Source organism: Nonomuraea harbinensis, from assembly GCF_019396385.1.
In the GTDB taxonomy this organism is placed as follows: Bacteria; Actinomycetota; Actinomycetes; order Streptosporangiales; family Streptosporangiaceae; genus Nonomuraea; species Nonomuraea ferruginea.
In genome coordinates, this window is record NZ_JAHKRN010000010.1 from 178,805 (window position 1) to 204,158 (window position 25,354).

24 protein-coding genes are annotated in these 25,354 nt (G+C 72.8%); 8 read left to right on the plus strand and 16 right to left on the minus strand.

Annotation, left to right across the window (positions count from 1 at the left end; all coding sequences use genetic code 11):
* Positions 1 to 11: 11 nt before the first annotated feature.
* The 11 genes from KME79_RS13755 to KME79_RS13805 all read right to left on the minus strand — a co-directional run bounded on the left by KME79_RS13755 (position 12) and on the right by KME79_RS13805 (position 12,595).
* The gene (locus KME79_RS13755) at positions 12 to 1,061 is read right to left on the minus strand and encodes a threonine aldolase family protein (RefSeq protein WP_219544754.1); all 1,050 of its coding nucleotides are present in this window, start codon (positions 1,059 to 1,061) and stop codon (positions 12 to 14) included.
* Entirely contained in the window at positions 1,058 to 1,687 is a 630-nt protein-coding gene (locus tag KME79_RS13760) for an SDR family NAD(P)-dependent oxidoreductase (RefSeq protein ID WP_219544755.1), read from the minus strand. Before KME79_RS13760 ends, KME79_RS13755 begins: the two co-directional genes overlap by 4 nt.
* Complete coding sequence (locus KME79_RS13765) at positions 1,684 to 3,759, minus strand: DUF6421 family protein (RefSeq protein ID WP_219544756.1); 2,076 nt, start codon at positions 3,757 to 3,759, stop codon at positions 1,684 to 1,686. Before KME79_RS13765 ends, KME79_RS13760 begins: the two co-directional genes overlap by 4 nt.
* A gap of 86 nt (positions 3,760 to 3,845) precedes the next feature.
* Positions 3,846 to 4,505 carry a response regulator gene (locus KME79_RS13770; protein ID WP_148032917.1) on the minus strand — a complete coding sequence of 220 codons (660 nt, stop codon included), beginning with the start codon at positions 4,503 to 4,505 and terminating at the stop codon, positions 3,846 to 3,848.
* A gap of 89 nt (positions 4,506 to 4,594) precedes the next feature.
* On the minus strand, positions 4,595 to 6,394 hold the full coding sequence (locus KME79_RS13775; RefSeq protein WP_219544757.1) for a serine/threonine protein kinase: 1,800 nt from the start codon (positions 6,392 to 6,394) through the stop codon (positions 4,595 to 4,597).
* Positions 6,394 to 7,902: a tetratricopeptide repeat protein gene (locus KME79_RS13780; protein ID WP_219544758.1), complete on the minus strand. Its 1,509-nt coding sequence runs from the start codon at positions 7,900 to 7,902 to the stop codon at positions 6,394 to 6,396. Before KME79_RS13780 ends, KME79_RS13775 begins: the two co-directional genes overlap by 1 nt.
* Before the next feature lie 160 nt (positions 7,903 to 8,062).
* Complete coding sequence (locus tag KME79_RS13785) at positions 8,063 to 8,716, minus strand: adenosylcobinamide amidohydrolase (RefSeq protein WP_219544759.1); 654 nt, start codon at positions 8,714 to 8,716, stop codon at positions 8,063 to 8,065.
* The gene (locus tag KME79_RS13790) at positions 8,713 to 9,486 is read right to left on the minus strand and encodes an ABC transporter ATP-binding protein (RefSeq protein WP_148032921.1); all 774 of its coding nucleotides are present in this window, start codon (positions 9,484 to 9,486) and stop codon (positions 8,713 to 8,715) included. Before KME79_RS13790 ends, KME79_RS13785 begins: the two co-directional genes overlap by 4 nt.
* Positions 9,483 to 10,514 carry a FecCD family ABC transporter permease gene (locus tag KME79_RS13795; protein WP_187281443.1) on the minus strand — a complete coding sequence of 344 codons (1,032 nt, stop codon included), beginning with the start codon at positions 10,512 to 10,514 and terminating at the stop codon, positions 9,483 to 9,485. The genes KME79_RS13790 and KME79_RS13795 overlap by 4 nt, the downstream gene beginning before the upstream one ends.
* 44 nt (positions 10,515 to 10,558) lie before the next feature.
* Entirely contained in the window at positions 10,559 to 11,512 is a 954-nt protein-coding gene (locus tag KME79_RS13800; RefSeq protein WP_219544760.1) for an ABC transporter substrate-binding protein, read from the minus strand.
* 198 nt (positions 11,513 to 11,710) lie between these two features.
* Positions 11,711 to 12,595 (minus strand): Gfo/Idh/MocA family protein, encoded by an 885-nt coding sequence (locus tag KME79_RS13805; protein WP_246639783.1) that lies wholly within the window; start codon positions 12,593 to 12,595, stop codon positions 11,711 to 11,713.
* 49 nt (positions 12,596 to 12,644) lie between these two features.
* Here KME79_RS13805 and KME79_RS13810 point away from each other — a divergent pair, with 49 nt between their 5' ends.
* Together KME79_RS13810 and KME79_RS13815 are read left to right on the plus strand one after the other, a co-directional pair.
* The gene (locus KME79_RS13810) at positions 12,645 to 13,835 is read left to right on the plus strand and encodes an MFS transporter (protein WP_219544761.1); all 1,191 of its coding nucleotides are present in this window, start codon (positions 12,645 to 12,647) and stop codon (positions 13,833 to 13,835) included.
* Positions 13,836 to 13,860: 25 nt separating this feature from the next.
* A complete protein-coding gene (locus KME79_RS13815; RefSeq protein WP_219544762.1) occupies positions 13,861 to 14,445 on the plus strand; it encodes a histidine phosphatase family protein in 585 nt (194 codons plus the stop codon).
* A gap of 11 nt (positions 14,446 to 14,456) precedes the next feature.
* Here the strand turns inward: KME79_RS13815 and KME79_RS13820 are convergent, their stop codons facing one another.
* From KME79_RS13820 to KME79_RS13830, 3 genes are all read right to left on the minus strand, one after another.
* A complete protein-coding gene (locus KME79_RS13820) occupies positions 14,457 to 14,714 on the minus strand; it encodes a hypothetical protein (protein WP_148032925.1) in 258 nt (85 codons plus the stop codon).
* Positions 14,715 to 14,801: 87 nt separating this feature from the next.
* On the minus strand, positions 14,802 to 15,038 hold the full coding sequence (locus tag KME79_RS13825; protein WP_148032926.1) for a DUF397 domain-containing protein: 237 nt from the start codon (positions 15,036 to 15,038) through the stop codon (positions 14,802 to 14,804).
* Complete coding sequence (locus KME79_RS13830) at positions 15,039 to 15,905, minus strand: Sco1979 family transcriptional regulator (protein ID WP_504739474.1); 867 nt, start codon at positions 15,903 to 15,905, stop codon at positions 15,039 to 15,041. It lies immediately after the preceding gene.
* 178 nt (positions 15,906 to 16,083) lie between these two features.
* On the opposite strand from KME79_RS13830, the gene KME79_RS13835 reads away from it, so the two are divergent.
* Together KME79_RS13835 and KME79_RS13840 are read left to right on the plus strand one after the other, a co-directional pair.
* A complete protein-coding gene (locus tag KME79_RS13835; RefSeq protein ID WP_148032927.1) occupies positions 16,084 to 16,587 on the plus strand; it encodes an ATP-binding protein in 504 nt (167 codons plus the stop codon).
* Between the two features lie 78 nt (positions 16,588 to 16,665).
* Complete coding sequence (locus KME79_RS13840) at positions 16,666 to 19,071, plus strand: helicase-associated domain-containing protein (protein ID WP_219544763.1); 2,406 nt, start codon at positions 16,666 to 16,668, stop codon at positions 19,069 to 19,071.
* Here the strand turns inward: KME79_RS13840 and KME79_RS13845 are convergent.
* Positions 19,055 to 20,062 (minus strand): ABC transporter substrate-binding protein, encoded by a 1,008-nt coding sequence (locus tag KME79_RS13845; RefSeq protein ID WP_219544764.1) that lies wholly within the window; start codon positions 20,060 to 20,062, stop codon positions 19,055 to 19,057. The two genes, KME79_RS13840 and KME79_RS13845, sit on opposite strands and share 17 nt — an antisense overlap.
* Before the next feature lie 85 nt (positions 20,063 to 20,147).
* On the opposite strand from KME79_RS13845, the gene KME79_RS13850 reads away from it, so the two are divergent.
* From KME79_RS13850 to KME79_RS13860, 3 genes are read left to right on the plus strand one after another with little or no spacing between them, the layout of a single operon-like run.
* Positions 20,148 to 21,209 (plus strand): FecCD family ABC transporter permease, encoded by a 1,062-nt coding sequence (locus KME79_RS13850; RefSeq protein WP_219544765.1) that lies wholly within the window; start codon positions 20,148 to 20,150, stop codon positions 21,207 to 21,209.
* Positions 21,206 to 22,213: a FecCD family ABC transporter permease gene (locus tag KME79_RS13855; protein WP_148032931.1), complete on the plus strand. Its 1,008-nt coding sequence runs from the start codon at positions 21,206 to 21,208 to the stop codon at positions 22,211 to 22,213. The genes KME79_RS13850 and KME79_RS13855 overlap by 4 nt, the downstream gene beginning before the upstream one ends.
* Positions 22,213 to 23,013: an ABC transporter ATP-binding protein gene (locus tag KME79_RS13860; protein ID WP_219544766.1), complete on the plus strand. Its 801-nt coding sequence runs from the start codon at positions 22,213 to 22,215 to the stop codon at positions 23,011 to 23,013. Before KME79_RS13855 ends, KME79_RS13860 begins: the two co-directional genes overlap by 1 nt.
* Before the next feature lie 17 nt (positions 23,014 to 23,030).
* On the opposite strand, the gene KME79_RS13865 is transcribed toward KME79_RS13860, so the two are convergent.
* Positions 23,031 to 24,281: an ArgE/DapE family deacylase gene (locus KME79_RS13865; protein ID WP_219544767.1), complete on the minus strand. Its 1,251-nt coding sequence runs from the start codon at positions 24,279 to 24,281 to the stop codon at positions 23,031 to 23,033.
* Positions 24,282 to 24,365: 84 nt separating this feature from the next.
* Between KME79_RS13865 and KME79_RS46935 the strand changes: the two genes are divergently transcribed.
* Positions 24,366 to 25,304, plus strand: coding sequence for an endonuclease/exonuclease/phosphatase family protein (locus KME79_RS46935; protein ID WP_219544768.1), 939 nt, complete (start codon positions 24,366 to 24,368; stop codon positions 25,302 to 25,304).
* Positions 25,305 to 25,354: the final 50 nt, after the last annotated feature.

Below are 25,354 nucleotides of genomic sequence, written 5' to 3' on the forward strand. Positions count from 1 at the left end.
CGTCCCCGGGCTCAGGCGCCGAGTTCCTCCGCGAGTGCGGCGGCGAAGGCGTCGACGTCGTCCTCGGTGGTGTCCCAGGCGCACATCCAGCGCACCTCGCCGGTGGACTCGTCCCAGGTGTAGAAGCGGAAGCGCTTCTGCAGCCGGGCGGTGACGTCCTTCGGCAGGATCGCGAAGACCGCGTTGGCCTCGACCGGGCGCGGCACCTCGACGCCGGGCAGGTGCCTGACGGCCTCGGCGAGCCGCCGTCCCATGGCGTTGGCCCGGCGCGCGTTGCGCAGCCACAGGTCGTCCGTGAGCAGCGCCTCGAACTGCGCCGAGACGAACCGCATCTTGGACGACAGCTGCATGAACGTCTTGCGGATGTAGTCGACGCCGGTGGCCGCCCCGGGGTTGAGCACCACGACCGCTTCCCCGTACAGCAGCCCGATCTTCGTGCCGCCGAAGGAGAGCACGTCGACGCCGGCGTCGGTGGTGAGCGCCCGCAGCGGCACGTCGAGCGCGGCGGCGGCGTTGGTGAGGCGGGAGCCGTCGAGGTGGACGAGCAGGCCGAGGTCGTGCGCGTGCGCGCAGATCGCGGCGATCTCGCCGGGGGTGTAGACGGTGCCGAGCTCCGTGGTGTTGGAGATGGACACCACCTTGGGCTGGGCGCGGTGCACGTCGCCGAACCCCCACGCCTGCCGGTCGATCAGCTCGGGGGTGAGCTTGCCGTCGGGCGTGGGGACGGTCAGCAGCTTGATGCCGCCGGCGACCTCGGGGGCGCCGCCCTCGTCGGTGTTGATGTGGGCGGTCTCGGCGCAGACGACCGCCTCCCAGTGGGCGGTCATCGCGCGCAGTGAGACGACGTTGGCGGCGGTGCCGTTGAAGACCGGCCAGGCCCGCGCCGTGTCGCCGAAGTGTCGCCGGAAGACCTCCTGCAGCGCCTCGGTGTAGACGTCGTCGCCGTAGGAGGTCTGGTGGCCCCCGTTGGCGTCGGCGATGGCCTGGAGGATCTCCGGGTGCACTCCGGCGTAGTTGTCGCTGGCGAAGCCCTTGAGCCGGGGGTCGTGCCGGACGGTCACGTGGTGAGGTCCAATCTGGTGCCGTTGAGCTGGGTGGCGGGCTGGTCGTAGAGGCGGCCGATCGCCTCGGCGAGGTCGCGCACGTCGGTGAACCCGGCGAACGCCGCCTTCGGCTTGGCCGCCCGCATGGCGTCGTTGACCAGGGCCTTGACGACGAGGATGACGGCCGCGGACGAGGTGTCGCGCAGCGCGTCGGCGAGCGAGAGGGTCCACGCCTCGGCGGCGGCCTTGGCCGCGGCGTAGGGGGCGCCGCCGGCGGTGGGACGCTGGGCGGCCTTCGCGGAGACGATCACGAACCGGCCGTTCGCGCTCTTGCGCAGGAGCGGCTCGAAGGCCAGCGAGACGTGCTGGAGGGTGCGGACGAGCAGGTCGTGCAGCGTGTCCCAGTCGGCGAGGTCGATCTCGCCGAAGGTGGACGCGCCGCGCCAGCCGCCGACGAGGTGGACGACGCCGTCGACGTGGCCGTGCTCGGCCTCGACGCGGGCGGCGAGGGCCTCGACGGCGGCCCGGTCGAGCAGGTCGACGTCGTGCTTGTCGACGCCGATCACGGTGTGGCCCTGCTTGGCGAAGTGTTCGCGGACGGCGGCGCCGGTGGGGCCGGCGGCCCCCGTGACCAGAATGATCATGCCCTGATCCCCCTCGTCGACTCGACCACATCGGCCAGCTTACGGCGCAGCGCCTCGTAGAACATGCTCAGGGGGAACTCGTCGGGGAGCACCGCGTCCACCTTCGCCTTCTGCTCGGCGGGCAGCGCGTCGACGCCCCTGGCCCAGAGGGAGGACGGGTCGGGCGCGACGTAGGCGCTCACCAGCTCGTGCGCGGCCAGCCAGTGGGCGACCTTGGAGCGGTCGATGCTGTCGCGGTAGAGCTTCTCCACCTCGCCGCGCAGGTCGGCGACGCCGCCGGCGACCCGGTCCCAGTCGATGGACAGGCGGTTGTCGGTCCACCGCACGATGTCGTTGCGGTGCAGGTAGGCGAAGAGCAGCTGGCCGCCGAGCCCGTCGTAGTTGCGCACCCGGGGGCCGGTGATCGGGAACCGGAACAGCCGGTCGAACAGGATCGCGTGCTGGACGTACCGGGCGTGCGGCACGCCCCGCCGCTCCAGCTTGACGGCCTCGCCGAACGCGGTCAGGTCGCAGCGCAGCTCCTCCAGCGCGTACAGCCAGTACGGCATCCGCTGCTTGATCATGAACGGGTCGAACGGCAGGTCGCCGTGGCTGTGGGTGCGGTCGTGCACGAGGTCCCACAGCACGAACGTGTCCTGGGCGAGCCGTTGCGAGGCGAGCAGGCGGGCGGCGTCCGGCGGCAGGTCGAGCTTGAGCGTGTCGACGGCGGCCCTGGACACCCGGCGGAACCGGGCGGACTCGCGGTCGGCGAAGATGCCGCCCCAGGTGAAGCGGGCGGGCGCCTGCCGGACCGCGACCGTCTCGGGGAAGAGCACGGCCGAGTGGGTGTCGTAGCCGGAGGTGAAGTCCTCGAACGCGATCGGCACGAACATGGGGTTGTCGTAGCCGCCGGCCTCCAGCTCGGCCAGCCAGTCCGGCCAGATCGTACGGATCCAGACGGCTTCCAGGTTGCGGTCGGGGTTGCCGTTCTGGGTGTACATGGGGAACACGACGAGGTGTTCGAGGCCGTCGACGCGCTGGGTGTCGGGGTGGAAGCGGTCGAGCGAGGCGAGGAAGTCGGGCACGCCGAGGTCCTGTCCGGCCCACCGGGCGAGGTCGTCCTGGACGGCTTCGAGGTACGCGGCGTCGTGCGGGAAGTGCGGCGCCAGCTCGCCCACCTTGGCGGCGACGGCGGCGACCAGCTCCTTGGCCCGGCCCTTGTCCTCCGGCACCGACCCGTCCTTGACCTGGAGCGGCCGCAGCTCCTCGACCAGGGCCTTGAGCTCGCCGAACAGCGCGGCCTTGGGACCGGACCCGGCCGCGGCGGCCGGCGCGTCGGCCGGCACGCGGGCGGCCCAGGTGATGACGTTGCCCCACAGCGTGCGGTGGTCGTAGTCGTCGATGGAGTCGTCGCCGAACAGGTCGGAGTCGGCGAACACCACGACCCTGCCCTGCCCGTACGGGAGCGCCACGGCCAGCGGCGCGCCCGCCGGGTCCGCGTCAGGGGAGGTGGCGAACAGGACGGTGGCGTCCTCGGCGGTGGCGTCTTGGGTGGTGAGCACGCCGGAGCGGTAGAAGCAGGCGGCCTTGACCCCGGCGAGCAGCCCGTCGCCGGTGGCGGGCGGGGCGACGACCCAGGAGGCGACGCCGCGGTGGGCGTGGCGCGGGTCGCGCACGGTGGTGTGCTGGACGGTCACGCCGAAGCGGGCGAGCAGCTCGGCCAGGTTGTTGCCGTACTTGTCCTGCTCCTCCTCGGCCAGCACGACGAGCCCGCCGCCCTCGGCGACGAAGTCACGCACGGCGTCCAGCTCCTGCGGGGAGAGCAGCGGGCCGCCCCCGCCGGTGGTGCGCTCCCAGCGCTCGCCCGCCGGGTGGGCGATGACCAGCACGTCGTGGTCGCGGAGCGTTCCAGGGTCGAGCGGGCCCTCGGCGTGGGCGGTCACCGTGTGCCCGAGGTGGCGCAGCAGCTCGGCGGCGCGGGCGTAGCTGGAGTCGTCGGGGTGTGCGGGGTTCACGGCCTCGGCGACCTCGCGCCGGATGGTCCACGACTCGCTGTGGGCCTCGTCGAACAGCACCCTGGGGAACGCGTGCATGAAATATCTCCTGTCGCTACCGCCTTATGACGAAAAATATACACATACGACCCGAATCCCCCGCCAAACCCTCTCGCATGCTGAGATCAGGCCGCGGTGCCGGGCCGCACCACGCCCGACTCGTACGCGAACACGACCGCCTGGGCCCGGTCGCGCAGGGCCAGCTTCATGAGCACCCGCGCCACGTGCGTCTTGACCGTGGCCTCGCCCACGTACAGCTGCCCGGCGATCTCGGCGTTGGTGAGCCCGCGGGCGAGCAGGCGCAGCACCTCCAGCTCGCGCGGCGTCAGCTCCGACAGCCTGGGCGACGGCGTCGGCTCCGACCGGCCCGCGAACGAGGCGATCACCCGGCTGGTGACGGCCGGGTCGAGCAGCGCGTCACCGGCGTGCACGATGCGGATGGCCTCGATGAGCTGCTCCGGCGGCGACACCTTCAGCAGGAACCCGCTGGTGCCGGCGCGCAGCGCCGCCCACAGGTTCTCGTCGGTGTCGAACGTCGTCAGCGTGATGACCTTCGGCGGCGACGGGGTTTCGAGCAGTTCCCTGGTCGCGCTCAGCCCGTCGAGGCGCGGCATGGAGATGTCCATCAGCACGATGTCCGGCCTGACGCGCCGGGCCACGGCGATGGCCTCGCGGCCGTCGGCGGCCTCGCCGACGACCTCCATGCCCGGGTCGCTCTCCACGACCATGCGCAGCCCTGCCCTGACCATCGCCTGGTCGTCCACGATCACGATTTTGATGCCCACAGCTTCCGAAGGGTAAAGGTCGCGGGAGCTCGTGAACAGCCGCCGAACAGGCAGGTCAAGCCGTACGCAAGTCAGGTGCAAGCGGATGGTCAGGAGACCTGCACGCTCTGACGCACCCGCACCTGCGTCTCGTCGTCGCAGCGGTGCTGCGCGCAGAAGTACAGGACCAGGACCGGCTTGGGGCGGTGGGCGATGACGTAGCTGACGAAGCCCAGCTGGTTGCCGCTGTTGCGGTCGCGCAGGGTGCCGTCGTAGCGGGTCGCGTCGCTGTTGCCCGCCCGGTCGGGCACCGGCGCCGTCACCTGGACCTCGCCCGGCAGCAGGCCCTCCATCATGGCCTTCATCTCTTCACGGGAGGCGCCCGGGTCGAGCGTGTCGGACACCTGGACGTACACGCCCACGGCGTTCTCGGGATCGCCGGTGATGACCTTGTTCACCTGCGACCAGTCGGCGCTGGCGCCGGAGACGAACATCGACTCGAACTCGGCGGCCCGCGGGGAGGCGATCGCGAACAGGTCGGCGTGCGTGCGGGCGGTCCAGCCGGCCGGGTACTCGAACGTGACCGGGGCGGCGGCGGTGTCCTGGAAACGCGTCCACGACTCGCCGCGCTGCATGAAGACGATCATCACGACCAGCGCCAGCGCGGCGACCGCCGCGGTGAGGGTGGCCGCGACGATGGGCAGCCTGCCGGGGCGGCGTGCGGGGCGCGCGGACACGCCGGTCCCCGGGCCCGTCGCCGGCCCGCTGCTGCCGGGTCCGGTGTGCGGCCCTTCCCCGTAACCGTACGGAGAGCCGGGATGGGGACCGGAGTGCGGGCCGGAACCGGGACCCGTGCCGGGACCGGAGTGCGGGCCGGAACCAGGACCGGGACCGTAGTGCGCGCCCGGACCGGGGCCGACGCCGACAGGCCGCGCGCCCGAGTGCGGGCCGGAGTGGGGACCCGAATGCGGACCCGAGTGCGGGCCGGAGTGGGGACCCGAGTGGGGACCGGAGCCGTAGCCGGTGCCAGGACCGGTGCGGGGGCCGGTGAAGGCGCCCGAGTCGGCGGGCGAGCCGGTGATCGCCTCGCGCAGCGCCACGATGAACGCCGCGCAGGACGGGAAGCGCTGCTCGGGCGCCTTGGCCAGGGCCCGCATCATCACCCCGTCGACCTCCAGCGGCAGCTCAGGCCGCAGCTGCGTCAGCGGCACCGGCTGCTCGGCCAGGTGCGCCCACAGCAGCGCGATGTCGTTGTCGCGCTGGAACGGCAGGCGCCCCGACAGCCCCTCGTACACCACGCACGCCAGCGCGTACTGGTCGGCCCGGCCGTCGATGTGCTCCTTGTTGATCTGCTCGGGCGACATGTAGCGGGGCGTGCCGATGAACTGGTCGGTCTGCGTCAGCCCGGAGATCGACGTGCGGTGCTTGGTGATGCCGAAGTCGGTGAGGTAGACGTGGTCGGCGGCCAGCAGGATGTTGGCCGGTTTCACGTCGCGGTGGATCAGGTCGTGCGCGTGCGCGGTGTCGAGGGCGGCGGCCACCTGGGCGAAGATCCTGGTGCCCTGGTCGAGCGGCAGCGGACCCCGGTCGTAGATGAGCCGGCGCAGGTCGAGCCCGTCGACGTAGCGCATCGCGATGTAGAGGACGCCGTCGGCGTCGGCGTTGGCCTCGTAGATGGGGATGATGTTGGGGTGCTCGATGCTGGCGACCGTGCGGGACTCCAGGATGAACCGCTGGCGGAACCGGTCGTCGACGCTCAGCACCGGGTTGAGGATCTTCAGGGCGACGCGGCGGCTCAACCTCGGGTCCAGCGCCAGGTAGACGACGGCCATGCCGCCCTTGCCGATGATGTCCTCGACGTAGTAGCCGGCCACCTCCTGACCGATGAGCGCCCTGTCGTTCACGTGCATCACGACGTCTCGATGGGCTGGCCACAGTAGCCGCAGAACCGGTGCGCCTGGCCGAGCCGCATGCCGCAGGCCGTGCAGAACTTGACCGAGGACTCCTGCGCGGTCAGCACCTGCTGCTGCTGCGGGACCGCCGTGAACTGCGGCGATCTGCGCACCATCACCGTCTGGTCGGCGCCCTCGTCGTATGCCTGCTGCGGGGGGACGAGCGGCGGGGCCTGCCCGTGGTCGTCGGCCCGGTCGTCGGCCCGGTCGTCGGCCCGGTCTCCGGCCCGGTGGCGCCGCCACAGCAGGAACGCGCCCACGGCCGCGGCGAGGAACAGCACGCTCGCCGCGACGATGAACGGCCACAGCGGCAGGCCGGAGGAGGCCGGCGCGACCGTCCGCTTGGTGCCCTCGTCCTCCGGGCCGCCCCGCTTGGCGAGCGCGACCTTGAGCAGGTCGGCGGCCACCACGTTGCCCGGGTAGAGCTCCAGGACGCGCTGGAAGCCCGGCGCGGCCTCGGTGTAGTACTTGGTGTGGTAGCGGGTCAGCGCCGCCTCGAAGGCGGCGTCGATCGCGCCCCTGCGCGCCGCGATGCCGGCCTTCGACAGGGTCGAGGTGATCTCCCGTACGCCGATCATCTTGGCTTCTTTGCCGCCGCCGATGAGCAGCCCGACGACGTGGCCGTCCTTGTCGCCGATGACGGGGGCGCCGGCCAGGCCGCGGTCGGCCAGGCCGCCCAGCTTGGCGGGCTCGTCGACCTTCTTGTCCGGGTCGCCGAACGGCCGGCCCTTCTCGCCGGCGCCGCCGCCCTTGCCCAGGTGGGCGATCTCGACGGTGGTCTGCACGTCGGGGCCGGGCCGGCCGAGGAAGCCGGCCACGCTGGTGGGCGCGCCCTGCTGGTCGGGCACCTGCTCGGCGAGCGGAGCGGTGGGCATGCCGACGCTGCCGACGGCGCGGGCGACGGGCATCAGCACGGCCGGGGCGTCGGGGCCGGAACCGGCCCGCACCAGCTCGGCCTTGAAGCCGTCGGTGTCGGCGGGCGAGACGTTCGGGAAGATCGTGATGTCGGTGGTGACGTCGATGATGCAGGTCGCGGTGGACCTCTTCGGCGGGTAGCAGTCCTTGAGGTGGCGGTCGAGTATCGGGTCGTCGTCCACCGAGTGGCGCTTGTCGTCCTGCGGGACCTTCACGTCGTGGTGCTCGGCGAAGACCTTGTTGGCCGCCCTTACGGCGACGTCCTCGTCGTCGGTCTTGACCACGCTGGTGAGCGTGACGATCGCGCCGTCGGGGTTGACGACGATGCCGGTGCCCTGGCCGATGGGGAAATCGTAGGAACGCTCCACGTGACGCAGCTGGCTGACGTGGTCGAGAAGCGTGATCTCGACGTGGGAGACCGCCTCGACGCGCACCACGGCGGGGGTCACCAGATCGGTGATGCCGCTGGGATGCTCGTGGGCCGTCGCGGGTATGGCGAGCAGGGCGACCGTCACCACGACACCGCCCGCCAGCACTGTGAGACGTGCCATCACCGCTCCCGCACGAAGGGTTAGAACCAGGGTCCCAATCACCTGTCGTAAGTCAATAGATCCGCGTATGAAGAAGCGGTTGCAGTACTTCCCCCGACGTATGAACCCCTCACGTGGCCCTATCGCGCGACAGCCGTGCGGCGTTACACCTTGTTCAAGATCAACTCAGCTCGGCCCCCGGCTTCCGGTAGCCGGGACGCCACGACACCGCGCCCTGCCTGACGGCGGCGTGGACGGCGCGGGCCAGCCGGGCGCCCCACTCGGAGCGGGGCCCGCAGAACAACTCCTGCGGGCCGGAGTCCGGCACGGCGAGGCAGACCGCGTCCGAGGCGGTGCCGGTGCACGGGTAGCCCGCCTCCAGCAGGGCCTGCGTCTTGGCCTCGGTCATCGTCATGACGGCGTTGACCAGGGCGGCGTCCGTCATCGCCACCGGCAACGTGGCGACGATGTTGACGGTGCCGACCATCGGGGCCAGCTCCGGGTCGGCCGCGCCTTCGGGGGCCGCCGCCCAGGTCGGGACGCGTAACCCGACCGTGGCCACCGCCTCGGCCCCGCCGTCGGCGGCGCTGGTGCAGCGGTCGACGGAGGCCGCCGTCATCATGCCGACGCCGTCGCCGCCCGGCCCCAGCTCGGCCAGGTGGTCGACCGGGTCCATGCGCGCGTAGCCGGCCACGACCTGGGCGTTCAGCACCCATGTGCGCGGCCCGATGCCGCCGCCGAGCATCGCCGAGGAGATCATCCGCCAGCCCGGCCCGAACTCCCACAGCAGCGAACCGAGCCGGTCGCCGTCCTCGACGCGGTAGCCGAGCTTCACGTCTCTCCCCTGACCAGGTGCACGACGGGCCGCCCGCCGGGGCCCGGCTCGATCATGACACGGGCGTCGAAGTGCTCGCCGACCAGGGCACCGGTGAGCACCTCGGCCGGCCTGCCCCGCGCCACGGACCGGCCGCCGGCCAGCAGCAGGAGCGTGTCAGCGTACTGGCCGGCCAGGGTCAGGTCGTGCAGCGTCGTGATCACGGTGAGGCCGTCGGCGGTCCTCAGCCGGTCCACCAGCTCCAGCACCTGCTGCTGGTGCCCGAGGTCGAGCGCGGTGGTGGGCTCGTCGAGCAGCAGCACCGGCGCCTGCTGGGCGAGCGCCCGGGCGAGCACCACCCGCTGCCGCTCACCGCCGGACAGCTCGCCGACCCTGCGGGCGGCGAACCCGGTCAGTCCCAGCCGCGCCAGCACGCCCGCGATGATCTCCCGGTCCCTGCGGCTCTCCCGCCCGAAGTACGGGATGTACGGGGTACGGCCGAGCAGCGCGTAGTCGAAGACCGTCATGTCGGGCGGCAGCGCGGGGGTCTGCGGCGCGTAGGCGACCAGCCGGGCCCGCTCGCGCGGCTTGAGCCCGCTCCCCCGCCGGTCGTCGAGGACCACCTCGCCCCGGTGGGCGAGCACGCCCATGACGGCCTTCAGCAGCGTGGACTTGCCGGCGCCGTTGGGCCCGACGACCGCGAGCCACTCGCCCCGCGACACGTCGACGTCCACCCCGTCGAGCACCTCGCGCCCGCCGAGCCGTACCGACAGTTCCTTGACCCGGATCATGTGGCGGTCCCCCGCGTCATGCGCAGCACGGCCACGAAGAACGGCGCGCCCACGAACATGGTGACGACTCCGATCGGCAGCTCGGCGGGGGCGATGACGGTGCGCGCGAGCAGGTCGGCGAGGACCAGGAACGCGGCGCCGCCGATCAGCGACAGCGGCAGCACGCTGCGGTAGGAGCCGCCGGCCAGCCGGCGCACCGCGTGCGGCACGACGATGCCGACGAACCCGATCAGCCCGCTCACCGCCACCGCCGCGGCCGTGGCCAGGGAGGCGGCCAGCAGCACCACGAACCGGACCCGGGTGGCCCGCACGCCGAGCGCCCCGGCCTCCTCGTCGCCGACGGCCAGCACGTCGAGCATCCGCCCGTGCGCCAGCAGCACCGCCGCGGCGACGACCGCGTACGGCAGCACGAGCCGCACCTGCTCCCAGCCGCCGCCGACGTCGCCCAGGATCCAGGAGTAGACCCGCCGCAGCTCCTCCACCCCGAGCTGCTGCACGAACGTCTGGATCGCGGTGAGGAACGAGGTGACGGCCACCCCGGCCAGCACCAGCGTGGCCGTGCCACCGGTCCGGCCGGCGGCGCTGCCCAGCCCGTAGGCGAGGAACACGCCGCCGACCGCGCCCGCGAACGCCGCGACGGGGGTGGTGAGCGCGGACCCCGGCAGCAGCACGACGGCCACGGTCGTGGTCAGCCCGGCTCCGGCCGCGGCGCCCAGCAGGTACGGGTCGGCCAGCGGGTTGCGGAAGACGCCCTGGTAGCCGGCCCCGGCCATGGCCAGCAGCCCGCCGACCACGGCCGCCAGCAGCACCCTGGGCAGCCGCAGTTCGTACAGCAGCCCCTGCTCGACGGGCGTCAGCCCGGCGTCGGCCGACACGAACGGCAGCCAGTCGGCCACCTGGAGGACGACCTGCCAGGGCGCGATGTCGGCGGCGCCGCCCAGCAGACCGGCGATCATGACGACGGCCAGCAGCGCCAGCGCCCCGGCCAGCCACACCGGCCGGGCTCTGGCGGGCTTGACGTGCGCCACCGGGTCCCGCCCTTCGGTCCGCCCGGTGGCCTGCTCGGCGAGCACTATTCGGAGGCCGCCTTCGCGACCGCGTCGCCGACGGTCCGCGCCAGGTCGGCGACGCGCGGCCCCCAGCGGGAGGCGATGTCGTCGTCGAGCTCGATCACCAGGTCGTTCTTGACGGCGGACAGGTTCTTCCAGCCGGGCCGCTTGGCGAGCGCCTCCTTGTTCTGCTGGCAGCACTTCACGTCCGCCAGGAAGATCAGGTCGGGGTCGGCCTGGGCGATGAACTCGGTGGACAGCTTGGGGTAGCCGCCCGCCGCGTCCGGGGCCTTGTCGGCGATGTTGGTGAGGCCGAAGAGGGCGTAGATCTGGCCGATGAAGGTCGTGGACGTGGCCGCGTACGGGGTCTGGTCGAGCTCGTGGTAGTAGGTCAGGCCCTTGCCCTTGGGGGCGTCGGCGGCGAGCTGGTCCAGGGTGGTCCGCATGGTGGTGACCACCTCCTCGGCCTTCTCCAGGTTGCCGGTGGCCGCGCCGAGGTCGGTGATCTCGTCGTACGCCTCGTCGAGGGTCTTGGCGGACGGCTCCCACAGCACGGGGACGTTCAGCTTGGCCAGCCCGGCGATCACCTGGTCCATGTCGTCGGAGACCACGACCAGGTCGGGCTTCTGGGCGACGATGGCCTCGACGTTCGGCTTGAAGCCCGACAGGTCGGTCCTCGGGGCCTCGGGCGGGTAGTTCGACTGGTCGTCGACGGCGATCACCTGGGGGCCGGCGCCGATGGCGAACAGCGTCTCGGTGTGGGCGGCCGACAGGGAGACGATCCGCTCCGGCTTCTTCTCGATGGTGATCTCGCCGTTGGCGGCCTCCACCGTCACGGGGAAGCCGGCGCCGGCCTGACTGGAGGAGGGCTGGCTGGTGGCGGGGGCGGAGGTGGCTGTCGTGCCGGTCTGGCCGCATGCGGTCAGGACGAGCGTTCCCAGCAGCGCGCCCGCGAGCGCCTTGCGTACGGGCCTCACGAGTAGTCCTTTCACACTGTCGGAACCGAGAGACCCGCGATGAGCGACGGATCACCCTTTTCCACGAGGGTTGATGACGTCACGCAGAGGCAGGCGACCTGGCTATGACAGTTGCGGGACAGCGCCGGACTCGCACCGGACTTCGCTGCAGCACTGCGCGTCGGACAAACGCTATCAATCCTCCTGGAGGCGCCCGCGTCAAGGGGTACGGAGCTGTGATTCCGCTTCTTCGAGCACCTCCTGGACGCGGAGGCCGCGGGCGGCGTCGAGCGGGTGGCCGCCGCCCTGCCGCACCGTCCTGGCGAACTCCTCGGCCACCCGGGGCAACGCGTCGCCGCCGCCGGACCCCAGCACCGCGACGCCCTTCCCGCCGTACACGGCCACGCTCGCGGGCGGCAGGTCGCCGACGGCGGCCTGGCTCAGCGACACCTCGCTGACCGCGCCGCCCTCGTGCTCCAGCAGCAGCCCCGCCCAGCGCAGCGGGTCGCCGTGCGCGCGCACCCCGGTGATCCGGCCGAGCGCGGCGTCCATCAGGTCCACCATGTGCGGCCCCGCGTCGAGCAGCGCCCCGCGTTCCAGCCGCCACGGGGTGGCGAACGGGTGGTCGCCGACGAGGGAGCCGGAGATGTTGGCGGCGTGCCCGCCGAACGGCTCGATCTCCCGGCACCGGTCCAGGAAGGTCCGGGTGCCGGCCGCGTACCGCAGGGTGAGCACCATCTGGCTCGGCACGCCCGACTCGGCGACCGCGTCGGCGACCCGCCGCGCGCTCTCCAGGGAGTCGCCGAGCGGCTTCTCCAGCAGCAGCGCCTTGCCCGCCCGCGCGGCACGTACCGCCAGCTCGGCCTGGACCGCGGGCGGCACGCAGAACGCGACCGCCTCGCATGCGTCGAACAGCTCTTCCACCCGCTCGAACACGGGTGCGCCGAGCCGCGCCGCCGCCTCGGGCCTGCGCGCCCAGACCCCGGCGAGCCTGGTGTGCGGGCCCGCGGCCAGCATCGGCGCGTGCGCCATCTCCGCCCACGGGCCCGCCCCGACCAGACCGACCGCCACCGGCTCCATCGCGATCCCCTTTCGCACGATCATGAGTCGATTCGTGACCCTACTCGAAGGGCCGCGGTGGAAGGATGCCTTGATGATCACCTCCAGCCGGCCGCTCGCCCGCTATGTCGCGGGCGGCACGGTCCTCCAGATGGCCTTGTGGGCCGACGCGAGCCTGGTCGGTGTCACCCTCATGTTCCTGGGCGAGGGAGGCTTCCAATCCCTGGGGCTGGTGATCCTGCCGGCCGGGCTGCTGGCGTTCCTGCTGCCGGTGCCGATGGGGGTGCTCGTGGACCGGGCGGCACGCCGGTCGGCGCTGGTCTGGTCGGGGGTGGCGGGGGCGGTCGCGCTCGGCTCGCTCGCGGTCGCCGCCCTGGCCGGCGCCGTCACGACGGCTCACGTCACGCTGGCGATCGGGGCCGTCACCCTGGTGGCCGTCACGGGCGCGCTGGCGCTGGAGGCCTACCTGCCGGCGGTGACCGGGCGGCACCGGTTCGTCCCGGTCAACGCGTGGCTGTACGGGATCGCGTCGGTGGGGACGTTCGGCTTCGCCGTCACCACGGGGCTGCCGTCCACGGCGGCCGTCGTGGTCGTGCTCGTGGTGCCGGCGGTGGGGTTCGCGGTCTCGGCGCTGCTGTTCCGGTACGTGGACGTGCCCGAGGATCCGGCGCCGCCGAGGGAGGGGGTGTGGCCGGAGGCGGTGGCCGGGGTGCGGTTCACGCTCCGGCATCCGGTGCTCGCCGCGATCGCCGGCTATCTCGTCGCGCTGGCGGCCCTGGGGCAGCTGATCGACGCCCCGCGGCCGGACGGGCTGGCGGACGGGTGGGACCTCGTCACCATGCTCGCGCCGCCCCTGGTGGGCGCGCCGGCCGCGGTCATGCTGCACCGCCGCGTGGGCGCGCTCCGGCTGGCGTGGTTCGCCGTCCTCGCGACCCAGCCGTTCGCGCTCCTGCTCGCGTTCCCGTCCGGGGCCGCCGGATACGTGCTCGGCCACGCGCTGCCGCTGGCCGGCGCGGCGACGGCGGCGATCGCGCTGCTCAGCCACCGGCAGGCGATCACGCCGCCCCGGCTGCTCGGCCGCTCGGGCGGCACGCTGGTCATGCTCGTCGCCCTGGCGGCGACCGTCGGGTCCGTCCTCGAGACCCTGCTCGCCCTGGCCGGCGCCGGCCGGTCGTGGCTCGCCGTGCCGGCCACCGCGGGGGTGCTGGCGGCGGCGGTCCCGCTCCTCAGGGCGAGCCGGTCCGAGCCTCCCGCCGACGCCGATCAGGGCGCCCCGGCCACCTGAAACCGGGGTGGCGGATGATGGACCCATGGACGAGATGGTGTTGCTCCGCCACGGCGAGACGGAGTGGAGCAGGACGGGCAGGCACACCGGCCGGACCGACGTGCCGCTGACCCCGCGCGGCGAGGAGCAGGCCAAGGCGCTCATCCCGGTGCTCGGGGAGAGCCCGTCCGAGCTGGTCGTGGTCTCGCCCGCGCGGCGCGCCACCCGCACCGCCGACCTGGCCGGCCTCAGCTCGTACGAGGTCGATCCGGATCTGTGGGAGTGGGACTACGGCGGCTACGAGGGCATCACCACCCCCGACATCAGGAAGGACCGGCCCAGCTGGTACCTGTGGCGCGACGGCGTCCCACCGGGCGGCACCCCGGGCGAGAGCGCCGCCGAGGTGGGCGCCCGCGCCGACCGGGTGATCGAGCGGTGCCGGCGGGTCCACGGGCGGGTGGCGGTGGTCGCGCACGGTCATCTGCTGCGGGTGCTCACCGCGCGCTGGCTGCGCCTGCCCCCGGCGGACGGCCGGCTGTTCAAGCTGGACACCGGCACGTACTCGCGGCTGGCCTTCGAGCACGGCGAACCGGTGATCAGGACCTGGAACGCGCCGGTCGGCGGGGTCTGACCAGCACCGGCTCAGGCTTGCGCCTGGCCAGGCTGCGGGCCGCGCCCGGTCAGCCACTCCAGGACACTGCGGTGCCCGCGGGTGGCGTCCTCGAAGTGGCCCCAGCGCCAGTAGCGCGGATGGTCCCTGATGCCGGTCACCCAGGTCCGGTACGAGACCGAGCCGCCGGAGGCCGCGGGCGCCACGCCGTAGGTGCGGATCACGACCTTGCCGCCGGGCGCGAACAGCACGTCGTCGGCGATCGGGTAGAGCGTCGTCTGGTCGAGCATGACCCGATCCTGCCCGGAGGAGTCGGTGGGGCCGTTACGCCTCCGGCGCGGCCCGGTTAAGCGGGCCCGCCGGAGGTTAACAGCGCGTTACACCAGCAGGCCGTCGAATTCTCCGTCCTTCACTCCGAGCACCAGAGCCCGGATCTCGTCGCGGGTGTAGATCAGCGCGGGGCCGTCGGGGAAGCGGGAGTTGCGCACCGCTATCCCACCGTCGGGGAGCTTCGCGAGCTCCACGCAGTTGCCCTGCGAGTTGCTGTAGCGGCTCTTGCGCCACGCCACGCCGGACAGATCGCCGGCGGGCATGCCGTTATAGGTCTGATTCATCTACATCTTTCTGAGAAGGCCGCCGATGAGCTCGACGGTGCCCCCCGGCGTGGTGCTCTCCACGCACAGCTGCTCCATGGCCGTGAGGTACGGATCGATGTCCTCGCGCTTGTCCAGGTACAGGGCACCCCAGAGCTGTTCGACGTAGACGACGTCCGACAGGTCGGACTCGGGAAACCGCAAGATGCTGAACGCGCCCCCCTCGGCGGCGTGCATGCCGTATCGGAAGGGCATCACCTGAAGGGTGATGTTGGGCAGGGCCGCCACCTCCAGCAGATGCCGGAGTTGCTCGGCCATGACCTTCCGGCCGCCGATGATCCGCTTGAGCGTCGCCTCGTCGATGACCGCCCACAGGCGCGGCCCGTCGTTCTTGGTGAAACGCTCCTGCCGTTGCATGCGCAGATGCACACGGCGTTCTATCCGATCGGCTGACATGTCGGGATTTCCGAGCTGGATCACTGATCGTGCGTACGCGGCCGTCTGCAACAGGCCGGGCACGAACTGCACCTCGTACGTACGGATCATGCTCGCGGCCTCTTCCAGCCCCACGTAGGTGGTGAACCAGTTCGGCAGCTCCTGCGAATAGTTCTGCCACCAGCCGGGGGTGTTGGCCTCTCGGACCATCTCCAGAAGGGCACGGCGTTCGGCGTTGTCGATGACGCCGTACAGCGTGAGCAGGTCCTCCACATCACGTGTCTTGAAACCGACGCGCCCGAGCTCCATACGGCTGATCTTGGACTCGGAGGCACGGATGTGGAATCCGGCCTGATCGCGCGTGAGCCCGCGCTTCTCGCGCAGGCGCCGCAGGCTCGCACCGAGCATGATGCGCCGAACGGTCGAAACTGAACCGGGCGGATCGATGGACACGTGGTGCTCCTTGGTCGTTTCCTTGTCACACAGTCTGTCACTTCACGGCCGAAAGATCATGGGCCGCGGACAAGATCCCCTTTCCCACTGATTGACCCTTTGAAGGGAAACCGTAGCGCTTGCACACCGTGTCTGCACGTGCATTCGCTCTTGCAAGTGCACGAGAGTTTGCCGCACAATGATCAACGTGCAATCCACCACGGCAGCCGGCCAGTGGACCACGTTCGACTGGTGGCCCCCTGTCGGCTGGTGGCCGGAGGCGGCGCGCGACCTCCTCGAGCCTGGTCCGTCCGCGAGCGCCACCTTCGTGCTCCCTCCCACCGCCTCGTCCGTGCACTGCGCGCGCAGCTACGCCGCCGGGGTGCTGGCCGCGTGGGGCCTGAGCGAGCCGGCCGAGAACATGGAGCTGGTGGTCTCCGAGCTGGCCACGAACGCGCTGCGGCACGGCCTGCGCGCGGACGACCCCTGCGGGCTCGGTCCCGTGCACATGTCGCTGGTGCGCCGCGGCCGCCTGGTGGCCAGCGCCTTCGCCGATCCCGGGTCCTCGGTGCCCGCGCTGAGATACTCTGGGCTCCTGGATACCGGCGGCCTGGGTCTCCACATCGTCGACTCACTGAGCCTTCGCTGGGGCTGGTCCGCGCTCTCGCCCCACGGGAAGATCGTGTGGGCGGTCCTCTCCTGACCGAGAGTGATCTGCACTACCGTGGATGGTCATGGCTCACGGTGAGTTCCACGCGCGACCCCATGAGAGTGCTGACCGATGGACGATCACCTGCTCGGCTGGCTACGAACCCTCGACGAAGACAGGCTCGCCCGCGTCCTGACGCACCGGCCTGACGCCCTCGCCGCGCCGTGGCCGCGGCGGCTCGACACGCTGGCCCAGCGGCTGAGCAACGGCTTCGCCGTCATGGAGGCGCTGCGCGTCCTGCCGCTCCCCTGCCTGCAGCTCGCCGAGGCCTGCCTGGTCCTGACCCGGCCGACCGCCGAGCGGCTCGCCGGGTTCCTCGGGGCGCCGCGCGCCGAGGTGGACCGGTGGCTCGACCACCTCTACGACCACGCGCTGGCCTGTCCCTCGGCCGACGGCGAGATCCATCTGGCCGAGGCCGTGACCCGCTACTGGAGCGCGCCGCTCGGCCTCGGCGAGCCGCTCGACCACTACCTGAACTCGTGGACGATCAGCGGCGACACGCTCCGCGCCCTGGCCGGCAACCTGGGCCTGCCCTCCCACGGCGGCAAGCGCCGCACGGTCGCGCGGGTGGGCGAGGCGCTGGCCGACGACGGCCACATGGCCGCGCTGCTGCGCCACGCCCCCGTCGGCGCCGCCGCGCTGCTCGACGAGTTCGCCTGGCACGGCCCCGTACGCGAGGTCGACGGCGGCAGGTTCGTCACCCCCGGCACGCCCGAGAAGTGGGCGGCCGACCACGGCCTGCTCTACCGGCCGAGCTGGAACGTCGCCGAGATGCCCCGCGAGGTGGCGCTCGGCCGGCGCGGCCCCGGCTACCATCCGCCGTTCACGCCGCGGGCGCCCGAGGTGGCCACGATCCCGGTCGACCCCGAGGAGGTCGACCACCTGATGACGCTGGCCGCGCCGCACGTCGTGGAGCGCTGCGCGGCCCTGCTCGACAACACGTCCAAGGCGCCGTTGCCGCTGCTCAAGACCGGCGGCGTGGGCGTGCGCGAGGTACGCAGGGTCGCCAAGGAGACCGGCTGCGACGAGGACGAGACCCGGCTGCTGCTGGAGATCTGCGCGGTGGCGCGGCTGCTCGCGTGGGACGAGAAGTCCGGCGGCCTGGTGCCGACCGAGCGGTTCGACCGCTGGCGGCTCGACGAGGGCGCCGCCCGGCTGCGGGTGCTGCTGTCGGCCTGGTGGCGCATGGAGCGCTCGTCCCTCCGCAAGATCGACGGACGGTACGGCACGGTCCTGGGCGACGACCAGAGCGGCGCCGCGATGGCCCGCATCCGTCACGCCGTGCTGTCGGCGCTCCTGCGGCTGCCGTCCGCCACGGCCTTCGCCGACCGCGACAGCCTGGTGGCCAACGTGCGCTGGCACGCGCCGCTGGTCGACCGCGAGCTGCTCGACCGGTGCGCCTCCGCGGTGATCGACGAGTCGCGGCTGCTCGGCCTGGTGGCCAACCACGCGCTCACCGACCTCGGCCGGGCGCTGGCCGGGCTGGCGGCCAAGGCGGGCGGCGAGAGCGACGACGCGGCCCCGCTGGTCGAACACGACCCCGCGCTGGTGGAGGCGTCCACCCGGGCGCTGGCCAGCGTGCGCAGGAGCGCCCTGTTCGGGCCCGACCTGACCGCGGTGGTGACCGGGCCGCCGTCGGCGGAGCTGGCCGAGCTGCTCGACAGGGTGGCCGAACGCGAGTCCCGGGGCGCGGCCTCGGTGTGGCGGTTCACCACCGAGAGCGTGCGCCGCGCCCTCGACCGCGGCTACGACGCCGACGAGCTGCTGGACGAGCTGTCGGGGGTGGGCGCCGTCCCGCAGCCGCTGGAGTACCTCGTGCACGACGTGGCCCGCCGCCACGGCGAGGTGACGGTGACCACGGTCGGCTGCGTGGTGCAGGCCTCCGATCCCGCGCTGCTGGCCGAGATCGCCGCCCACCGGCGGCTGTCGCGGCTGGGGCTGCGGCTGCTCGCGCCGACCGTGCTGGTCGCCTCCGCCGACGCCGAGCGCACGCTCGGGGTGCTGCGCGAGGCGGGGTACGCGCCGGTGCCCGTGGCCGACACCGGCGAGATCGCCATCCGCCGCACCCGCGCCGAGGAGCCCCGCAACGGCAGGCTCATCCTGCTGCCGGGCGGTCAGGTGGCCGAGCTGTCCGACGCCCAGCCGTCCGACGAGCCGATGATCGCCGAGCCGGTGCCCGACCCGCACGAGCACGCCCGCCGCCTCATCGCCGAGAGCCGTGAGGCGGGCGAGCGCCACGGCCGCACCTGGGCGGTGATCGGCCGGATGGCGACCAGGCTGCCGACGGCGCAGCAGTCGCTGCTCGGCTTCGTGGTCGACCGGGGCGTGCGGGCGGGCATCACGCTGACCGACGGCCTGACCGCCACCATCAGCCACGGCGAGCTGCGCAACGGGGCGCTCGACGCCTGGTGCGAGGAGGCGGGCGACTACCTGGAGTTCCCCCTCGCCGAGATCGTCGAGGTCAAGGGAGCTTATTAGCCTTCTTCAGGTTGGCCACGAGCTCCTCCAGGAAGTCGGCGTAGCCCTGGTAGCTGAAGGGGGCCTCGGCACGCCACGGGTAGAGCTGGCCGGCCTTGACCGCGGGGAGCTCGGCGAAGGTCGGCTTCTTCATCATCTCCTCGGGCTTCAGCGCCTGCGTGCGGGTGTCGTAGAGGATCACGTCCGCGTCGTAGGTGTCGGCGTTCTCCCAGCTGAGGGTCTGGAAGAAGCCGCCCTCGTCCACCTTGCCGGGCACCACGATGTCGAGGCCGTTGTCCATGAGGTGGCGGATGTCGGCGTACTCGGGCGGGTTGACCACCCACATCTGGTCGGCGCCGCCCGACATCATGAGGATCTTGAGGTCCTTGAGCGCCGCCAGCTCCTTGGTGGCGGCCTCCATGCGGGCCTTGGCCTCGGGCACGCCCGCCATGTCGGCGCCGAGCGACGCGGCCAGCTTCTCGTACGTGCCGATCACCTCGGTGGCGGTCTTGCCGGTGAGCATGACGCCGACCGTGGGGGCGACCTGCTCGATGGTGTCCTTGGACTTCTCGGGCACGTACCAGAGCGTGCCGTTCTCGTACATGCTGCTGACCAGCAGGTCGGGCTGCAGGGCGATGTACTGCTCGACGTTGAACTTGTCCCACACGTTGCCCAGGCCGGTGACCTTGGTGATGTCGACGTTGCCGACCTGCGGGTCCTTGCTGCCGTCCTGGAGCTTGTGCGGGCCGAACACGCCGACCGGGCGCACGCCGAAGTCCCACAGCGCGGCGGCGGCGCCGACCTGGGCCACCACCTTGGAGGGGGTCTTGTCGAGGTCGACCTTCTTGCCGCGGTCGTCGGTGAACGTCCACGGCTGGGCGGCCGGGGCCGAGGACGCCTCCGGTGCGGCCGCGGTACCGCCCGCGCCGCCGCACGCGGCGAGCGTGACGGCGGCGGCCAGACCCGCCGCCGCGGCGAGGAAACCTCGCCGAGCCATGACCGGTCCCGACATGAGAACTCCCTAAGGTTAGGCTTGCCTTCGTACTGAGGCTTTAGATTAGCCTCACCTAAGCCAGACCGTAAGGAGAGGGGGGCGGGTGCGCCCGGCCGAGCACACCGAACCTGCCACCGAGGCGGGCGGGGACCCGCCGCCGCGGCGCGGCCGGCAGGTCACGCTCGCCGCGGGGCTGCTGGTGGCGCTCGGGCTGTTAGTCCTCGTGAGCCTCGCCGGCGTGGCGCTGGGCGCGCGGGCGATGCCGCTGACGGCCGCCTTCGACGCGTTCCTCGCCCCCGACGGCTCCAGCGACCACACGGTCATCAGGGAGCTCCGGGTGCCGCGCACGCTGCTCGGCATCGGCGTCGGCGCGGCGCTCGGGCTGGCCGGGGCGCTCATGCAGAGCCTGACCCGCAACCCGCTGGCCGACCCGGGCATCCTCGGCATCAACGAGGGCGCCGCGCTGGGGGTCACGCTCGCGCTCGGGCTGTTCGGGCTCACGGACCCGACCGTCTACGTGTGGTTCGCGTTCGCGGGCGCGGCCGGGGCCTCGCTGGTGGTCTACTCGCTCGGCGCGGCGGGCCGCACCGGAGGAGGTCCGGTACGGCTCGCGCTGGCGGGCATCGCGGTGGGCATGGTCTTCACCGCCATGTCGTCGGCCATCCTGCGCATCGACTCCCAGACCTATGACCGGATGCGGTTCTGGCTGACCGGCTCGCTGGCGGGGCAGACGGCCGACACGGCGCTGCGGCTGGCGCCTTTCCTGGTGGCCGGGCTGGCGCTGGGGCTGTGCCTGGGCAGACCGCTCAACATGCTGTCGCTGGGCGACGACGCCGGCCGCGCCCTGGGCGTGGCGGTCGGCCGCACCCGCGCGCTGACGGCGGTGGCGGTGACGCTGCTGTGCGGGGCGGCGACGGCGGCGGCCGGGCCGCTGTGGTTCATCGGGCTGGCGGTGCCGCACGCGGTGCGCGCCGTCGTGGGCCAGGACCAGCGGTGGGTGCTGCCGTACTCGGCGGTGGTGGCGCCGGTGCTGCTGCTCGGCGCCGACATCGTGGGGCGGCTCATCGCCCGGCCGGGCGAGGTGCAGGTCGGCATCATGTGCGCGGCGATCGGCGCGCCGATCTTCATCCTGTTGGCCCGGCGCAGGAGGCTCGCCGCACTATGAACGTCCGCCTGGGCCCCTGGTCGATGCGGCTGGCCCCGCGTTCCCTGGCCGTCACCGCGCTGCTGCTGCTCATCGCGTGCGCGGTGGCGGTGGCGGCGATCTCGACGGGCGAGTTCACCGTGCCGGTGCCGGACATCCTGGCGGCGCTGGCGGGTGAGGGCACGCCGGTCGCCGAGCTGATCGTGAACAAGCTGCGCGCTCCCCGGGTGGCCACCGGGCTGCTGGTGGGGGCCGCGTTCGGGCTCAGCGGCGCCATCTTCCAGAGCCTCACCAGGAACGCGCTCGGCAGCCCCGACTTCATCGGCTTCACCGCCGGCGCCTCGACCGGCGGCATCCTGGCCGTGGTCGCGGGCGGCTCGGCCGCGGTCATCGCCGGCGGCGCGCTGGCCGGATGCGTGATCACCGCCGTGCTGGTCTACGCGCTGTCGTACCGGCGCGGCGTGCAGGGCTACCGGCTCGTCCTGGTCGGCATCGGGGCGAACGCGCTGCTCCTGGCGGCCAACTCCTATCTGCTGACGCGGTCCAACATCTACGACGCCGCCACCGCCGCCGCCTGGCTGACCGGCAGCCTGAGCGGGCGCGGCTGGGACCACGCGATCCCGGTCGCCGTCGCGCTGGCGCTGCTGCTGCCGCTCTGCGCGTACGTGGCCAGGCCGCTGCGCATGATCGAGATGGGCGACGACGCCGCCCGCGCCATGGGCATCAGGGTCGAGCCGGTGCGCGCGGTCGCGATCGTGGCGGGCGTGCTGCTGTGCGGGGTGGCGACGGCCGCCGCCGGGCCGGTGATGTTCGTCGCGCTGGCCTCGCCGCAGCTCGCCCGCCGGCTGACCCGCTCACCCGGCGTCACGCTCGCCTCCTCGGCGCTCATGGGCGCCGTGCTGCTGACCGCCTCCGACCTGATCGCCCAGCGCCTGCTGGCCCCCGTCCAGCTGCCCGTCGGCGTGGTGACGGCCGCCATCGGCGGCGCGTACCTGGCCTTCCTGCTGCGAAAGGACCGCTACTGATGACCACCCGCCTTTCGGGAACCGACCTCACCCTCGCCTACGACCAGCGGGTCGTGGCCAGTCAGCTGTCCGTGGCCATCCCCGACCGGTCCTTCACCGTGATCATCGGCCCGAACGCGTGCGGCAAGTCCACCCTGCTGCGCGCCCTGGCCAGGATGCTCAAGCCGAAGCAGGGCGCCGTGCACCTCGACGGCAGCGTCATCACCACGCTGCCGTCGAAGGAGGTCGCGCGGCGGCTCGGGCTGCTGCCGCAGAGCTCGATCGTCCCTGACGGGATCACCGTGGCCGACCTGGTGGCGCGCGGCCGCTACCCGCACCAGCGGCTGATGCGGCAGTGGTCGAAGGCCGACGAGGCGGCCGTGACCGAGGCGATGCGGGCCACGGACGTGACCGGGCTGGCCGACCGGATCGTCGACGAGCTGTCGGGCGGTCAGCGGCAGCGGGTGTGGCTGGCCATGGCGCTGGCCCAGGAGACGCCGATCCTGCTGCTGGACGAGCCGACCACGTTCCTCGACATCTCGCACCAGATCGAGGTGCTCGACCTCTGCGCCGACCTGCACGAGGCAGGCCGGACGATGGTGGCCGTGCTGCACGACCTGAACCAGGCCTGCCGCTACGCCACCCACCTCATCGTCATGCGGGAGGGCAGCGTGCTGGCCGAGGGCGACCCCGCCGAGATCGTCACCCCGGAGCTGGTCGAGCAGGTGTTCGAGCTGCGTTGCGAGATCATCCAGGACCCCCAGTCGGGCACCCCGCTGATCGTCCCCGAGTCCCGCCGCCGGGTCACGTCCCCGGCCTGAGGCCCGCGCTAGCCCAGTCAGGGCGCGCAGCGGCGGACCGCCAGGACGGCCAGGGCGCGGATCACCTCCAGGAACTCCGGCACCGCCACCTGCTCGCGGGGCGCGTGCGCGAAGCGCACATCGCCGGGGCCGTAGTGCAGCGTCGGGATCCCGCTGCCCGCGTACAGCCGCAGGTCGCTCCCGTACGGGGCGGCGGCTTCGGTGAGCGTGGCCCCGCCGGTGTCGGCGACGGCCCGCCTGACCTCGCTGAGCAGCGGGTGACCGGCGGGCAGCCGGCCGCTGGCGAACTGGCCGCCTGGCCAGGTCACCGCCGGCGGGTTCGCCCGCAGCCACGGGTGCGCGGCCGACCGCACCGCCTCCTCGAACGCGGCCCGCGCCGCCGCCGGGTCCTCGTCCAGCCGCACGCCCAGCCGGCCCTCGGCGACCAGCAGGTCCGGCACCGTGCTCGCCCAGTCGCCGGCGTGGACGGTGCCGATCTCGATCGGGTACGGCAGCGGGTTGCCGCCGAACACGGCGGGGACGTCCCTGTTCCGCCCGGCCTCCAGCCGCCTGATCGCCTCGAACACCGGCCAGAACACCTCGATGGCGTTGACCCCCTCCAGCCGGGCGGCGCCATGCGCGGCCCGGCCGGCGATCTCCAGCCGGAACGTGAGCGCGCCCGCGTTGGCGGTGATCACCTGGCCGCTGGTCGGCTCGGTGATCACGGCCGCCTCGGCGGTGTGCCCCCTGGCCAGGGTGCCGAACGCGCCCAGCCCGCCGTCCTCCTCGCTGACGACGCAGTGCACGGCCAGCGGGCGGGTGAGCCTGATCCCGGCCCGCTGGACGGCCCGCACCACGGCCAGGTTGGCCACCAGGCCCGCCTTCATGTCGCAGGCACCCCTGCCGTGCAGGACGTCGCCGCTGATCCGGGCGGCGAACGGGTCGTTCCCCTCCCATCTGGCCAGGTCTCCGACGGGCACCACGTCCACATGCCCCTGCAGCGCCAGCGCGGGGACGCCGTCGCCGCCCACCACCCCGACGACCCCGTACCCCTCGGTCCTCGGCGCCTCGGTGCCGGGGAACCCGTCCCGCTCGCGCAGGTCGTCGAGGTCGAGCTTCCACACGTCCACGTCCATGCCGGCCTCGGTCAGCAGGCCGGCGAAGTGATGCTGCAGCTCCGACTCGGCGTCGGTGCCGGTGACGCTGGGCACGCCGACGGTCTCGGCCAGCAGGTTCACGGCCTCGGAGTCGTCGATGGCGTCCAGCACCCTGAGTTCCACGTCGCGCATGCGCACACCTTCTCATGACGGCTCATGACGGGAATGCCAGGAAATCCCGTGAACTCGTACCGGGAGTTGTGGCGATACTCAGGCGTGAAGATCGTGGCGAGTCTGGTGGCGTGGGGTGTGACGGGCGCGGCGGCGGTGTGGGCGGCGCTGCGGCTGTCGGGGTTCGAGCCGGACTGGCCGTGGGTGCCCGCGGTGGCGGTCACCCCGCACGTCGCGGCGGCCGCGGGGGCCGGGCTGGTGCTGGCGGCGGCGCTCAGGAAACGGGCGGCGGCCGCGCTGGCCCTGGCAGCCACGGTGGCCCTGGGCTTCGCCGTGGTGCCGAGGAGCCTGGCCGACGGCGGCACGGAGCCGGCCGGGGCGCCGCTGCGGGTGCTGGCGGCCAACCTCATGGTCGGCGTGGCCGATACCGGCGAGCTGATGGCGCTGGTGGCCCGGCTCCGGCCCGACGTGCTGGCGCTGCAGGAGCTGACGCCTGACGCCATGGAGCGGCTGGAGGAAGCCGGGTTGCCCGAGACGTTCCCGTACGCCGTGACCCGGCCCAGGCAGGGAGCCGGCGGCTCGGCCCTGTACGCGCGGCACCCGCTCACCCCCGGCGAGGCGATCGAGCACGGCCGCTTCGGCCAGGTCCGCGCGGTGCTCGCGCACCCGGGCGGGGCACGGGTGGAGCTGGTCTCCGTGCACCCGTGCGCGCCCAAGAGGTACGGTCGGCAGCCCTGCTGGCGGGCCGGGCTGGAGGCGCTCCCCCGCGCCGGCGGCCCGCTGCGGGTCCTGGCCGGCGACTTCAACGCCACGCTCGACCACCTGCCCATGCGCGAGCTCCTCGCGAGCGGCTACCGGGACGCCGCCGACGTCACCGGCCACGGCCTGCGCACCACCTGGCCGCAGGGCGGCTGGGGCCCGCTCCCGGGAGTCGCCATCGACCACGTCCTGGCGGACTCCCGCATCGGCGTCCGCTCTTTCGGCGTGCACACGCTCAAGGGCACCGACCACCACCCGGTCTCCGCCGTTCTCACCCTTCCCTGAAGTCCGCCGTACGGGCGTGGAGTGATCCTTACCCGGCGGAACGTAAACTT